A 14,063-nucleotide genomic window follows, 5' to 3' on the forward strand; every position below is an offset into this window, starting at 1 on the left:
GGGTTTTTGAACAGAAAAAAACTTAACGGTTAAATTTTTTCTCTGCTTTTTTAAATTTCTGAATATAGCGACGGCGACGTGCAGCAGTACGTTCATCAACCTGACTCTTACGACCTTCAAATGGGTTTTCAGAAGTTTTAAAGTCAATACGAACTGGCGTACCTTCAAGTTTATATACTTTACGGAACACGTTTTCTAAGTAACGACGATAATCGGCAGGTGTCTTATCAACCTTATTACCATGGATCACAATAGTCGGTGGGTTCTGTCCACCCATATGCGCATAACGCATTTTAATACGACGACCGCTAATCATTGGTGGTTGATGAGCTTCTGTCGCATCACTCAAAATTTGAGTCAATTTAGCTGGTGATACTTTTAAGTTTGCAGACTCATAAGCACGGTGGATAGAAGGATATAAATCACCCACCCCAGTTCCATGTAAAGCAGAAATTAAATGGATTTTTGCCCATGGAATAAAGTCAAAACGACGTTCAACATCAAGCTTACATTGCTTGCGGTCGTATTCAGACATGTTATCCCATTTATTGATGGCAATAACCATGGCACGACCAGCTTCAAGCGCATAGCCAATTAAATGCAAGTCTTGCTCAACAATACCTTCACGCGCATCGACTACAACCACGACAACATGTGCATCTTTCATGGCTTGCAAAGTCTTAACAATTGAGAACTTCTCAATCATTTCATCAACTTTACCTTTACGACGCACACCTGCTGTATCAATTAAGGTGTATTTACGGCCTTCACGTTCAAATGGAATGTAAATCGAGTCACGAGTTGTACCTGGTTGGTCAAATGCCACCACACGGTCTTCACCAAGCAAACGGTTGACTAGTGTTGACTTACCAACGTTAGGACGACCAATAATTGCCAAACGTAAGCCAGTATCTTTGTCATGTTCTTCAGGGTTTTCATCTTCTGGAACTTCAGCAAGTACGTCTTCCAGCATTTGTTGTACGCCACGACCATGGCTAGCGGCAACTTGTAATGGTTCACCCATACCAAGTTTATAGAACTCAACTAAAGCTGCTTCAGCATGAACACCATCTACCTTGTTCGCAACAAGATAAATTTTCTTGCCTAAAGTACGTAGTTCACGAGCAATTTGCTCATCAGAAGCTAACAATCCAGCACGAGCATCAACCACAAAAATAATAATATCTGCTTCGTTGATCGCTGTTTTTGACTGCTCGGCCATGTAGTTATCAATACCGCCTTCACTCTCACCAATACCGCCAGTATCAACGACAATGAAAGACTTATTTTGATAAGTCGCATCACCATATTTACGGTCACGAGTCAGGCCCGCGAAGTCGGCTACAAGTGCATCACGACTCTTGGTAATCTGGTTAAATAACGTTGATTTTCCGACATTCGGACGACCAATGAGCGCAATAACGGGTTTCATACAATAACCTTAATTCAAGACCAGCCATATCTCATGGCATGAGCATTAGAAACAATACAGGAGATATATTTTAAGGTCAGATATGACCATAATAAAAGACGGGGCTTTGAACTGATTTAATTCAAACACCCCGATATTTTTTAACAGCGTAATTTGTTAAGCGGCTATTTTAGCACAAGCAAACGAAATTAACGATTCTGCCAAATACTTAAATCGCCTTTTCTGGTCGAAACGTAAAGTTGGTTCTCAATAACACGTAATGTATTGACCTCACCACTTGTTTTTGAACGACCAATTAGCTTACCTGTTGCCGGATCAACAAGATGTAATACTCCATCTAAATCACCAACAATAAGGTCTGATCCCAACACAACCGGGTTACTTAAATGGCGGTTTAACAAACTATCATTTTGCCAAATCTGTTCGCCTGTCGTTAAATCATAAGCCGTTAACTTACCATCCGTAGAAGAAACAAATACTTTATTGTCATACACTTCTGGACGCTTCGTGCTGCTTGAGTCTTCACTCCAAACTACACGTTGAGAAGCTAGGTCAGTTACGGTCACTTGTCCTTGGAAACTAGTCGTTACCATAAACTGTCCAGCAACAGTAGGATCACCATCAATATCAATTAAACGTTGAATATCAGAACGACCTTCACTTACCGCAACACGGCGCTGGAAACGCGGAATACCACTAATGGTATCAATTGCATAAACATATGCATTCGCAGATGCAATTAATACAGTACGCGGATCAAGACTCACTGGTGATGCCTGTCCACGTAAACTAAATTGAACATTTGGTAATTTATACGCCCAAACTTGTTGACCTGAAGCAGCATCATGAGCAAACACAGTACCATCATTAGCAACGGTAATAACACGTCCAGACTGAACTAAAGAAGGACTTAATAGTGCACCAGATAACTGTGCTGTCCACTTCTGCTCACCTGTTGCCTGATCTAATGCAAACAGTTGACCTTTACTATTACCAACAACAACAATTCCTTCAGCAGCTTCAACACCAGAGCTTAAGCCTAATTTGCTGACTTTTTTCTCCCAAAGGCGTTGTTTACCACGATATGCGGCAACTTCACCTTTTGGATCAAGCGTAAAAACTACGCCTTCACTTGCATCAAGCTGCAAACGTAACGGATCTGCCTTATCAGTAGAAGAAACACTGCGCGAAAACACCGGTACTAGAGTCTTTTTCGACTCAGTCAATTTCGGTAGTGGATTTGGTTTTGCTTCTTTTACTTTGTTGCTAGAACATCCCACCAGTACAGCCGATGCGATTGCAATTGCCAAAGGCAGTTTGAATTTCTGATTCATTAAGACTCTTCCACCTGTGTTTCCAAAATTGGGCGCTCAATCTGTGGATCTTCAACTAAAACGCCAACACTTTCGAGTTTAATTTGTAAAATTTGTCGCTCTTGTTTACGTTCCAGTAACGAATCCCATGCAGCTTGATACGCTTTTTTAGCAGAATCAATATCTTTCTTGGCAACAAAGATATCACCACGTAACTCTTCTACTGTTGCTTTAAACGCAGGATCGACATTACCAGACAAGGTTTTTAGTGCTTCATCATATTTGTTTTGCGCCAATTGTGCATCTGCTAAACGCAATTTTACAACTTGAATCAAACCTTCATCTTTGACTTTTGAATTTTCAACTTTCTTCAACGCTTTTTCAGCAGCTGCATAGTCCTGTTTTTCATAGGCTAATTTTGCTAACACAAACTGAGTCTGTATGGCCTGAACAGAATCGATATCATCTTTTACGATCTTATCTGCCGATGCAGTTACCGAAGTTAAAGCATTAGGATTATCGGCACTCGCATTTGCCTCATCCATTAACTGCTGTACTTTTGCAGTTTCTACTTGGCTGCTTGCAAGATTTCTTTTTTGCCAATATTCCCACCCAAAAAAGGCAATCAATGCAATGAGAATCCCGCTAATGATGGCAGAACCATATTTTTTTGCGAACGACTTTAAGCTGTCGAATTGTTCATCATCACTTAAGCTCATGTGATTGTCCTTTTCCAGATGTTTCAGTTTATTTTGTAAATTTTTCAATTAAGAATGGTACAAGGTCAGCCAGTGCAACTTGTGACTGCTCAGCTGTTGCCAACTCTTTGATAGCAAGTTGCTGCGCTTCCCATTCACGCTCACCCAAAATCATGGCGTAAACAGCCCCAGCCTGATCAGCTTTTTTCATCTGACTCTTCATGCTACCTTGCGAACCTGTTTTGATTCGAATACTGCTATTTGCAGCTTCTAACTGGTCACGTAATTGTTCCGCTAGAATCAAAGCTTTGGTTTGATAAGCAGGTTCTGCAACCAAGAAGACTTCGCAATCACGAATAACTTCTGCCTGTTCAACCTGTTCAAGTAGAAGCAATAAACGCTCCATACCCATCGCAAAACCAACAGCAGGTACAGATTGATCTGGCTTACCTTTTAGCTGACCAACTAAACCATCGTAGCGACCGCCAGCACATACAGTACCTTGCGAACCTAAAGCAGTAGTTGTCCACTCAAAAACAGTCTTATTGTAATAATCTAGACCACGCACCAACTTCTGATTAATGACAAATTGGATGCCAGCAGCAGTCAAATAGTCTTGTAACTGCTTAAAATGATCTAAACTTTCTTCTTTTAAGAAGTCATGTAATTTTGGCGCATTTTCCAGAATTTTCTGGGTAGATTCAATTTTAGAATCCAAAATACGTAATGGATTTGTTGTTAAACGACGCTGTGAGTCTTCATCCAACGCATCTTTATGCTCGTTTAAAAACGCAACTAAAGCATTACGGTACTCTGTACGCTCATCAGTTTCGCCCAAAGTATTTAATTCAAGCTGAACTTTATCTGCAACGCCCATACGTTTCCATAAACGAGCAGTTAACATAATCAATTCAGCATCAATATCAGGAGTCGCAACACCGAAAGTTTCCACGCCAAACTGGTGGAACTGACGATAACGTCCTTTTTGTGGCTTCTCATAACGGAACATAGGTCCCATATACCACACGCGTGGCGTCGCACCGCGCAACAAGTTATGTTCAACTAAAGCACGAACACAACCTGCCGTACCTTCCGGACGTAAGGTTAATGACTCTGGTGGATTGCCTTTATCGAAAAAGGTATACATTTCTTTTTCGACAATATCGGTAGCATCACCAATAGCACGTTTAAACAACCCCGTTTGTTCAACGATCGGCAAACGAATTTGTTGATATCCATAAGCATCCATTAAAGATGCTAAATGTTGCTCGAGACGTCTCCACGCTACTGTTTGCGTTGGCAAGATGTCATTAAAACCTTTGATTGCGACGATTGAACTCATGATGAACTACGAATAATTTCTTTAGATTTAGCTTCTTCAAGCTCTTGGACACGTTGACGAACCATTGTTTCGATTTCATCAACCAATTGATCGGTATCGATTAGATGGCTTTTTTCACCATTGCGATAAACCAATGAACGAGGCGCAGCCCCAACAACTCCGATATCAGCTTCTTTTGCTTCACCCGGACCGTTTACCTTACAGCCAATTACCGACACATCCATTGGAGTACGAATATCTTCTAAACGTTCTTCCAACGCTTGCATCACCTGAATAACATTAAATTCTTGGCGTGAACAACTCGGGCAAGCAATAAAGTTAATCCCGTTAGAACGAAGCCCAAGTGATTTTAAAATATCAAAACCAATCTTGATTTCATCTTCCGGTTCGGCAGCGAGCGAAATACGCATCGTATCGCCAATACCTTCCATCAACAATCCACCAAGGGCAATCGCTGATTTCACAGTACCTGTACGGTAAATACCTGCTTCAGTTACGCCTAAATGTAATGGATTATCAATTTGCTGAGAAAGCAAGCGGTAAGCATCCATGGTTAAAAACACATTTGAGGCTTTTACACTAACTTTAAACTCATGGAAGTCAAGACGATCTAAAATCTCAATATGACGTAAAGCTGATTCAAGAAGTGCTTGTCCGGTAGGCTCGCCATATTTCTTTTGCAAATCTTTTTCTAGAGAACCCGCATTGACCCCAATACGCATAGAAATGCCATGATGACGTGCCGCTGCAACGACTTCACGAACTTTCTGATCTGATCCGATATTACCAGGGTTAATACGTAAACAGTCTGCACCATAATCTGCAACAGCTAAGGCAATTCTATGGTCAAAGTGAATATCTGCAACCAAAGGTACTGAAACGCGCTTGCGAATTGCACCAAATGCTTCAGCAGCCTCCATAGATGGGACCGAAACACGCATAATATCAGCACCTGCATCAACACAACGCTCAATTTGAGCCACGGTTGCATCGACATCGCAAGTTTCGGTATTTGTCATACTTTGCACACTAATAGGTGCATCGCCACCGACATACACCGAACCAACACGGATTTTACGTGTTGGTCGACGTTTAATTGGGTTCTCTATCATTGTATCGCTCAACTCATGGTATTAGCGGGATAAACGGAATTCTGCTTTACCGTTTACCGTATATGGAGACAATGAAATCTGTTCTTGGTTTAGACTTAATGACACAGCTGTTGCATCATCAAGACGAATCTGGAATGGAGACTCACCATTTAAGCTTAAAGTTGATGACTGACGACCTGTCGCCAAAACTTTACCTGTTGCATCAACAATATGAACAGAAGTTGGTCGGTTAAAGTTTAACACTAATTGGTCACCCACTGTTGAGGTGGTACTTCCCTGCATAGGTAAAACTTCAACATTCGATTGATTTACTTTAGGTAAATCTGCATCGTCTTTCTTTGAAGTCCATTTTTGGATACCCATAACAAGTAATGACACAACAGCAAGAATTACAACAGCAAGCAGTGCACGTTTTAACCATTTCTTATTACGATCGCTATTAGAACCTGGGAGTTTGCCCATGATTTTAATTGGCGAGTTATTTAAAGCATGATTTGGTAAAAGGCCCGTATCATTTGCATAAATCTCATCGAAGCGCTGAATAATCGCCGTCGCATCTGTATTTAAATATTTCGCATATGAACGGTAATAACCCTTAATAAAAGTCGCTTCTGGCAATGACTTATAATCATCTTGCTCTAAAGCGGTCAGAGTCTTAACCGGCATATTTAAATCTGAAGAAACTTGCCCTAACTCTTTATTCTGAGCAACTCGAATTTGACGTAAATACTCACCAGGACGTTGAATATTTCCTAAAGCAGAAGTCGGTAAGCTTGAGCCAGTTGGCTGCTGTGAATTAGGATTTATTTCCATACGGCCTCAGTACTATACTGTAATTGCAAATAACGTTGATATTCTGGACTTTCCGGGAACAAGGCACGTAATTGGTTTACTAACGCTTGCGTTCCCATTTTATCCGCATTGGCTCGAGCCACTCTTACACCAATCCAAAGTGCTCTTGCACCCTGATTTTTCTGCCCCACTGTATGAACATATTGCTCATACATTTGTGTAGCAGCCGGAATCTGCTGCTGCAAATAAAAAATTTCCGCTAACTCTAACATTGAAATATAAGAGTCGCGGTTAGCAAGGAGTGCTTGTTTGAATGTTTTTTCAGCATTCACAACATCACCCAATTTTAAATAAATACGCCCCAGATTTTCTAATGCCTGATAGCGTTGGTCATAACCTAATGTTGCGCCAGCAATACGGAATTGCTCAATCGCCTCATTATAACGCTCCATTTGGTATAAATAAGTACCATAATTATTATGTGCTTGAGCATTATCCGGTTCAGATGAAATTGCTCGTTTAAAATAATGTTCTGCTTTTTCTAAGTTGGTTTTGCTACCTTCTTGCTGTAGCAAAATCCCCATCATCATGTTTGCTGTTGCATCACGGCTATCTACACTTAAAGCTTGATCAAGAGCTCGCTTTGCTGAGTCCAAGTCACCAGAACGGATATGTTCAGCAGCAAGTTGTGTACGCACTTTTACTGCTTTTTCTGGGTCTTTTTTTTGCGTATGCGTTGTCTGGCAACCACTTGCCAGAAATGCAACTGCAATCCCCATACATAAGACCGTTTTTAACTTTGGAATACTCAAAGCCTGCCCTCAATTTATCCTTGTGTACGCAAAATCTCTTGACGCTGTGTCACTTTTTTCTGCCACTGTTCAGCACGGCGGGTTCTATCAGCCACCTGACCCACTAGCTGTCCACATGCAGCATCAATATCATCACCACGTGTTTGACGAATCGTACACACAAATCCGGCATCAGACAAAGTTTTTTGGAACGAGATAATACGATTTCGGCTTGAGCGACCATATGGTGCATGCGGGAATGGGTTAAATGGGATCAAGTTAATTTTACTTGGTAAATTTTTTAATAATTTAATCATTTGCTGTGCATGTTCAGGCTGATCATTTACGCCCTCTAACATCACATATTCGATGGTCACATGTTTACGCGTACTTTCATTACCGTCTTTGGCAATATAGCGCTGACATGCTGCAATTAACTGAGCCAATGGATATTTTTTATTAATTGGCACAAGCTCATTACGTAACTCATCGTTTGGCGCATGCAAGGAAATTGCTAAAGCCACATCAATATCTTTCGCAAGCTGGTCAATTTTTGGCACAACACCTGACGTTGATAAAGTCACACGACGTTTTGACATGCCATAAGCAAAGTCATCAAGCATGATCTGCATTGAGCTTAATACGGCATCATAGTTGAGCAGTGGCTCACCCATACCCATCATCACGACATTGGTCACTGAACGCTCACGCTCGGCAACAGGCACTTCTTCCATATAAGAATAGTTTGCCATCCAGAGTTGCCCAATAATTTCATCTGGCGTTAAATCACGTTGGAAACCTTGTTTACCTGTCGAACAAAACGAGCAATCTAATGCGCAGCCCACTTGAGAAGAAATACAAAGTGTTTTACGTAATCCAGTTTTATCTTCGGCAGGAATTAATACAGTTTCAACTAAAGAACCTGCACCCTCACCTACGCGAAACACCCACTTACGTGTACCATCTTTTGAATAATGACGGTGAACCACTTCAGGTGCTTTAATTTCACAAATCTGTTCAAGCTTTGCACGTAATTTACCTGAAATATTGGTCATTTCAGCAAAATCAGTGACAAAGTATTGATGTATCCATTTCATGACCTGTCCGGCACGAAACTTCTTCTCACCAATATCTTCAAAGAATTTTTCTAACTCAGGACGAGACATGCCGAGCAAATTCACTTTATTTTCGGCAGCAGGGATTACCGGCGTGGACGAAGATTGCTGCTGTCCATCAAGATTTTCAGATGAAACGACCACTGCAGAACTCATGTGTATTTACCTAAACCATGTCAAAAAACTGAAGATATTGTTCAAGAATCAAACAATATTCTCTTGAGAGAATAAAAAAACCAGATAAGTAGTATACCACTTATCTGGTTTGAATGCTTTCGATTAACGAGTGCGTGGGCAGATCTCGTTGTCAGCAAAGAAGTAAGCAATTTCACGCTCTGCAGAAGCAACTGAGTCAGAACCGTGAGCAGCATTTTCGTCGATGCTTACAGCGAAGTCAGCACGAATCGTACCAGGAGCAGCTTCTTTAGGGTTTGTAGCACCTAAGATTTCACGGTGTGCAAGAACTGCATTTTCGCCTTCAAGAACAGATACTACAACTGGACCAGAAGTCATGAATGCAACTAAGTCACCAAAGAAACCACGTTCTTTATGCTCAGCATAGAAACCTTCAGCATCAGCTTGAGAAAGGTGTTTCATTTTAGTCGCAACAATTTTTAAACCCGCTTTTTCAAAACGAGCAAAAATATCACCGATGTGGTTTTTAGACACGGCATCAGGTTTTACGATAGACAAAGTACGTTCAATAGCCATGAGTGGCTCCTTTATTTTAAAATTTAAACATTAAAAAATTTGCCGCATTATACCGATGTCATAGGCAATAATCAGCTTTGAATGTGTAAAAGTTGCGATTTTTTCTACTGTTTTTAGCGAACTTCGTCTATCCAGGCCATCTGAATGCCTTCTAGCAATCCTTCTGTCGATTTATTTGGGTCATCACTGAAGTCTGGTAATGCGCACACCCATGCATGTAAATCGGTAAAACGGATCCATTGCGGATCAACTTCTGGATGTGCTTCTGACAATTCAATGGCAATATCAATCGTATCTGTCCAACGTAAGCCCATAGCGGCTCCTATCTGTTTAATCTGCTAAATCACGAACTGTGTACTTTAGCAAATCCACAAACCTAATCGATAGCTTAAGCTGATAAAAATTACCGATGCCTATAAAGCGATGTTCATTAATGGCGCTATAAAAATAATCATCGCAGCGACTGCTGCACCAATTAGGGCGCCTACGATTACATCACTTGGGTAATGAAGGCCCAGCACCATCCGAGACAAAGCGACCAGCACCATAAATGGGAACATAGCTGCAAGCAAAACTGGCTGGATGTAACCCAACACAATCGTCACCATAACCGCATGAAGCGTATGACCCGATGGAAAGCTAAAGTGATCAAGTGGTCTTTCACCGAGTACAATCACCTGATGCACCTGATAAGGACGCGGTCGCGTTGTTTTATGTTTTAAAAATTTGTAGATTGCTGTTCCGACCGAACCACCTAATAACAAGTAGATGATTTGCAAGCTATAGGTGATGCCTTGCATTCCCCACACGATTGCCAGCATCAGATACCAAAATGGACCATCACCAACACGACTGATAATTTTGAAAAAAAGGGCAACACGCTGTGAGTGAGAGAAATTATTAAGATATAAACAGCCTCTCAAATCTAAATCGAGTATTTTTATTTTTGCATTCTTAAGTTTCATGGTCATTCTCCTATCTTAGGATACTTAGGTGAAGTCCAACGAGGGCTCCTTCACTACCTGATAAAATGCCTGCTCCAATTGCTGAACCGGAAGTTGCCAACCGCTTTGCTGTACTTTATGACAGGCTTGTATGCCCATTTCTCTAAGTTGTTGTACTGAAGGAAGCTGATAAATTTGTTGTATAAAGTGGTTTATTTGTCCAAGTGGGCTTAACCAGCCATTCACACCATGGGCTAAATATTGATGTGCACATGCATAATCATACGCGATAACTGGTAAACCGCTTGCCATCGCCTCTAAAACTACGTTACCAAACGTTTCAACTTGGCTCGCAAAAACGAATACATCTGCACTCGCGTAGGCGGCTGCCAAATCTTGCCCTCTCAGACTTCCAGTAAAGATAACATCCTTCGCTGCAGGTAGTGACTTTAACCGAGTAAAATCTGGACCATCTCCCACAATAACTAATTTAGTTTTATGTGGCTGAATGTTTTGTAGGTTGGTATAACTTTCAATGAGCACTTGCACTTCTTTTTCGGGAGATAAGCGCCCCACGTAAAGCATAACGCGAGTATTCTCATCAGCATCCCATTGTTTTCGCAAATTTTCAGAGCGATGCTTCGGTGAAAATCTTGTTGAATCTACGCCACGCCCAACCACAACCAGCGGGCAAGTAATACCAAAACCGCGTAATGCTTCTTGTGTATCTTTACTCGGCACACAGGTCACTTGCGTATTGTTATGAAACCAGCAAAGGTATTTTTGAATTGGTTTGACTAAAAAAGCCAAATCGAAGAATCGGCTAAAATCTTGGAATGGGGAATGAAAGCCACTCGAAATTGGAATAGCTTTTGCTTTAGCAGCTTGCATGGCTGTTAAGCCTAACGGCCCTTCAGTCACAATGTGAACGACATCGGGCACAAATTTTTCAAAAGCTTTCGATACTTTTAAATATTGTGGCCAACCAAACTGTAAAGTCGGATATTTTGGAATCGCCTGCGACATCACCAGACACTCTTGCTCTGGCGTAAAGTCTTGGCATTTCGCTTTTTGCTCTGGGCGAATCAATAAAATCTTATGCCCCTGTTTCTGTAAACCTTGGCATAATTGCAATAATGAAAGTGCCACACCATTGATTTCAGGTGGCCAAGTTTCAGTAACAATTGCAATTTTTAAACGTGGACGCACTAAATCATGCAATGAATGCGTATTAGATAGTTGCTTTTGTTTAAAAAAGAATTGGAAGCTTTCAGGAAGTTGCTGTTGTTTTAATAGTGCTGTCGCGTATGAACTTTGCATAGCGCCATCCATCAATGTATTTATTTTCATGCTTAAAGATTAAGCAGTTTTTTTGACAATTTGATGATAAATGCATGACAGTTTACTGACATGAAAAATAAAAAAAGCACACTGATAACAGCATGCTTTTCTCTTAAGACCTAGTAATATTTAGCGATTTTGCAATTTTGCATAATCCATAAGTACATTTGCGGCTTCAGTCACAAAAGTTTCTTCTTCTGGTAATGCAGGACGTTGTGATGCTTTCATTTTAGCGCGAGATTCAGCTAGAGCATCCAATGAAGCTTGATAGCTTTCCCAATTTGCAAAAGGCTTTTGACCAGTTGCAGCACGGCGTTCATTTTCTGCATCTAAAGTTTGTTTTTCTAAACCAAGTAATTCAGCACGGCGCTTATCAATATCAAGTACCACTTGTTTTTGCTCACTTGTTACCTTAGCAATCGCAGTACGCTTATTTAGATATTTAAACTGAGCATCATTACCAACACGTTGTTCAGAGAATTGAGACAACTTTGTCACATAAGGCTGAACAGAACCTTCACGCTTAAATGGTGCAGTAGGAATTGTGTCCCACTTCAACGCATTCTTCGATTTACGTTCACCAAACTCTTCGTTATAGATATCGACGAGTTTAATGTCTGGCACTACACCTTTATTTTGTGTACTACCACCCGTAATACGATAGAACTTACGCTGAGTTAAAGTCGCTTGACCGTATGCAAGAGTATCAAGTTGTACCTGAGCTGTACCCTTACCAGTTGTTGTACTACCAATAATAATACCGCGCTCATAGTCTTGAATGGCAGCAGAGTAAATCTCACTTGCTGAAGCCGACGCCAAGTTCACCAATACAGCGAGTGGACCTGTATAAATTTGTTGGCCGCCATCATTGTCTTCAAAAACACTTACGTTGCCATTACCATCACGAATTTGTACAACCGGACCAGACTTAATCACCTGCCCCAACATGCGTGCAACTTCTTCTAATGAACCACCTGGGTCATTACGTAAATCAATAATAATCCCTTCTACTTTCTTCGCTTTTAGTGCTTCGAAAGCATTTGCAGTATCTTCAGAAACTGAACGGTATTGTTGACCTGCACGACGTGAACGGTAGTCAAAATAGAATGATGGAATTTCAATTACACCCAACACATGCTTTTTACCATCACGTGTTACTTCAACTGTGCGTGAACGAACGCCAGCATCTTCTTCTTGAATCACATCACGCACTAAAGTCACATTACGTGCTTGACTCATTGATGCACCGGCACCAAGAAGTTTTAATGTGACTTTTGTTCCGCGTTTACCACGAATGAGTCCAACAATTTCAGAACTTGTCCAACCAATCACATCAACCATTTTCTCGCCCTCTTGAGCGACGCCAATGATTCGATCTCCTGATTTCACTTGACCAGACTTACTTGCAGGACCACCCTCTACAATAGTTTCAATCTTGGTGTAATCTTCGTTGCCGCGTTCTGGACGAATCGACACACCAATACCTTCGAGTTGTAAGGTGGTTTGGCGATTTAGTTCGATCGCATCAATTGGCGGATAATAGTTACTATGCGGATCATAGGTCGCCAACATTGCATTTAATGTTTTGTCCAAGACGTCATCGCTTTTCACACGACTAATTCTTTCAAGCTGACGTGTATAACGTTTAGTTAACGTTTGAGCTGGCGTTAAATCTTCTGGGCCAGTTAAGTCCTGACCGTTAGCAAGTGAAGGATTTTCTTTAAGCGCTTTTTGTTTCGCCTGCTCTTCTTCACGGCTAATGGTTAAGTTAATTAACTGTGAAACCAACATTTTACGCCAATGATTTTGTTGCTCAGCTGTCGTTTTAAAATACGGTGCTTTTTCACGATCAACTTCAATATAACTATTTGGCTGTTTTAAATTTTGCTGTTGTTTCAATTCAGCTAGCATGAACTCATAAAACTGTTTTAAGCGTTCACGATATTGCTGATGAATTGCAAACGGTCCAGTTAAATTCCCCGCTTTTAATGAAGCACCAAAATTTGAACCATAGAGTTTTTTATAATTTTGAACTTCAGCGTCTAAAAATAGTGAGTGATCTGGATCAAGACTATCTAAATACATATCGAGAATACGATTTGATGTCGTCGCATCCAGACGCATATTTAAATAATGTTGGCGATCAACTAAAGTTGCCAGCTGGCGAGCTACCAAAGCTTGTTCTTGCGTTGGCTGGATTGATTGAGAAACCGCAGCAGTATTGGTTGCTGCTCTCGCTTCATTCATCGTATGAGAGAAGAATAAACCGCCAGTCGCGATCGCTACTGCACAAGCTATAGTTTGAAGTTTCATAAATTTTTAATACTTCCTTGGGTGTTCCTATCTTACACGCTCTGTTTTCGATATGAACTAAGCAGATTCAAAATCTTAACCAACTAAATTGTTTATACCGTGTAGTTTTATCATATTCTGTACTGACAAAATGTAGCAAAACATTGCAAAATTCGCTTA

13 protein-coding genes are annotated in these 14,063 nt (G+C 40.8%); all 13 read right to left on the bottom strand.

From position 1 onward, the window contains the following. Nucleotides 1-22: 22 nt before the first annotated feature. The 13 genes from der to prc all read right to left on the bottom strand — a co-directional run bounded on the left by der (nucleotide 23) and on the right by prc (nucleotide 13,904). The gene (gene der, locus SOI81_RS14890; protein WP_005066184.1) at nucleotides 23-1,432 is read right to left on the bottom strand and encodes a ribosome biogenesis GTPase Der; all 1,410 of its coding nucleotides are present in this window, start codon (nucleotides 1,430-1,432) and stop codon (nucleotides 23-25) included. A 188-nt stretch (nucleotides 1,433-1,620) separates the two neighbouring features. Next, nucleotides 1,621-2,766 carry an outer membrane protein assembly factor BamB gene (bamB, locus tag SOI81_RS14895; protein ID WP_224992301.1) on the bottom strand — a complete coding sequence of 382 codons (1,146 nt, stop codon included), beginning with the start codon at nucleotides 2,764-2,766 and terminating at the stop codon, nucleotides 1,621-1,623. Continuing rightward, nucleotides 2,766-3,464, bottom strand: coding sequence for a YfgM family protein (locus tag SOI81_RS14900; RefSeq protein ID WP_016142239.1), 699 nt, complete (start codon nucleotides 3,462-3,464; stop codon nucleotides 2,766-2,768). Before SOI81_RS14900 ends, bamB begins: the two co-directional genes overlap by 1 nt. Nucleotides 3,465-3,492: 28 nt before the next feature. After that, nucleotides 3,493-4,785 (bottom strand): histidine--tRNA ligase, encoded by a 1,293-nt coding sequence (gene hisS / locus SOI81_RS14905; protein WP_016142240.1) that lies wholly within the window; start codon nucleotides 4,783-4,785, stop codon nucleotides 3,493-3,495. Further along, the gene (ispG, locus tag SOI81_RS14910) at nucleotides 4,782-5,897 is read right to left on the bottom strand and encodes a flavodoxin-dependent (E)-4-hydroxy-3-methylbut-2-enyl-diphosphate synthase (RefSeq protein WP_320540951.1); all 1,116 of its coding nucleotides are present in this window, start codon (nucleotides 5,895-5,897) and stop codon (nucleotides 4,782-4,784) included. Before ispG ends, hisS begins: the two co-directional genes overlap by 4 nt. Nucleotides 5,898-5,918: 21 nt before the next feature. Further along, nucleotides 5,919-6,710 carry a helix-turn-helix domain-containing protein gene (locus SOI81_RS14915; RefSeq protein ID WP_016142242.1) on the bottom strand — a complete coding sequence of 264 codons (792 nt, stop codon included), beginning with the start codon at nucleotides 6,708-6,710 and terminating at the stop codon, nucleotides 5,919-5,921. Then, nucleotides 6,701-7,501, bottom strand: coding sequence for a type IV pilus biogenesis/stability protein PilW (pilW, locus tag SOI81_RS14920; protein ID WP_199936991.1), 801 nt, complete (start codon nucleotides 7,499-7,501; stop codon nucleotides 6,701-6,703). The genes SOI81_RS14915 and pilW overlap by 10 nt, the downstream gene beginning before the upstream one ends. A 14-nt stretch (nucleotides 7,502-7,515) precedes the next feature. Next, complete coding sequence (gene rlmN, locus SOI81_RS14925; protein ID WP_002115097.1) at nucleotides 7,516-8,751, bottom strand: 23S rRNA (adenine(2503)-C(2))-methyltransferase RlmN; 1,236 nt, start codon at nucleotides 8,749-8,751, stop codon at nucleotides 7,516-7,518. A gap of 123 nt (nucleotides 8,752-8,874) precedes the next feature. After that, the gene (ndk, locus tag SOI81_RS14930; RefSeq protein ID WP_003654870.1) at nucleotides 8,875-9,306 is read right to left on the bottom strand and encodes a nucleoside-diphosphate kinase; all 432 of its coding nucleotides are present in this window, start codon (nucleotides 9,304-9,306) and stop codon (nucleotides 8,875-8,877) included. Nucleotides 9,307-9,419: 113 nt separating this feature from the next. Continuing rightward, nucleotides 9,420-9,620, bottom strand: a complete 201-nt coding sequence (gene iscX / locus SOI81_RS14935) for a Fe-S cluster assembly protein IscX (RefSeq protein ID WP_004698764.1) — start codon at nucleotides 9,618-9,620, stop codon at nucleotides 9,420-9,422. Nucleotides 9,621-9,719: 99 nt separating this feature from the next. Further along, on the bottom strand, nucleotides 9,720-10,271 hold the full coding sequence (locus tag SOI81_RS14940; protein ID WP_316249979.1) for a phosphatase PAP2 family protein: 552 nt from the start codon (nucleotides 10,269-10,271) through the stop codon (nucleotides 9,720-9,722). A 24-nt stretch (nucleotides 10,272-10,295) separates the two neighbouring features. Then, on the bottom strand, nucleotides 10,296-11,582 hold the full coding sequence (locus SOI81_RS14945) for a glycosyltransferase family 4 protein (protein ID WP_239974993.1): 1,287 nt from the start codon (nucleotides 11,580-11,582) through the stop codon (nucleotides 10,296-10,298). Between the two features lie 138 nt (nucleotides 11,583-11,720). Continuing rightward, complete coding sequence (gene prc / locus SOI81_RS14950; RefSeq protein ID WP_016142246.1) at nucleotides 11,721-13,904, bottom strand: carboxy terminal-processing peptidase; 2,184 nt, start codon at nucleotides 13,902-13,904, stop codon at nucleotides 11,721-11,723. Between the last annotated feature and the right edge of the window lie 159 nt (nucleotides 13,905-14,063).

Source organism: Acinetobacter pittii (genome assembly GCF_034067285.1).
GTDB classification, from domain to species: Bacteria; Pseudomonadota; Gammaproteobacteria; order Pseudomonadales; family Moraxellaceae; genus Acinetobacter; species Acinetobacter pittii_E.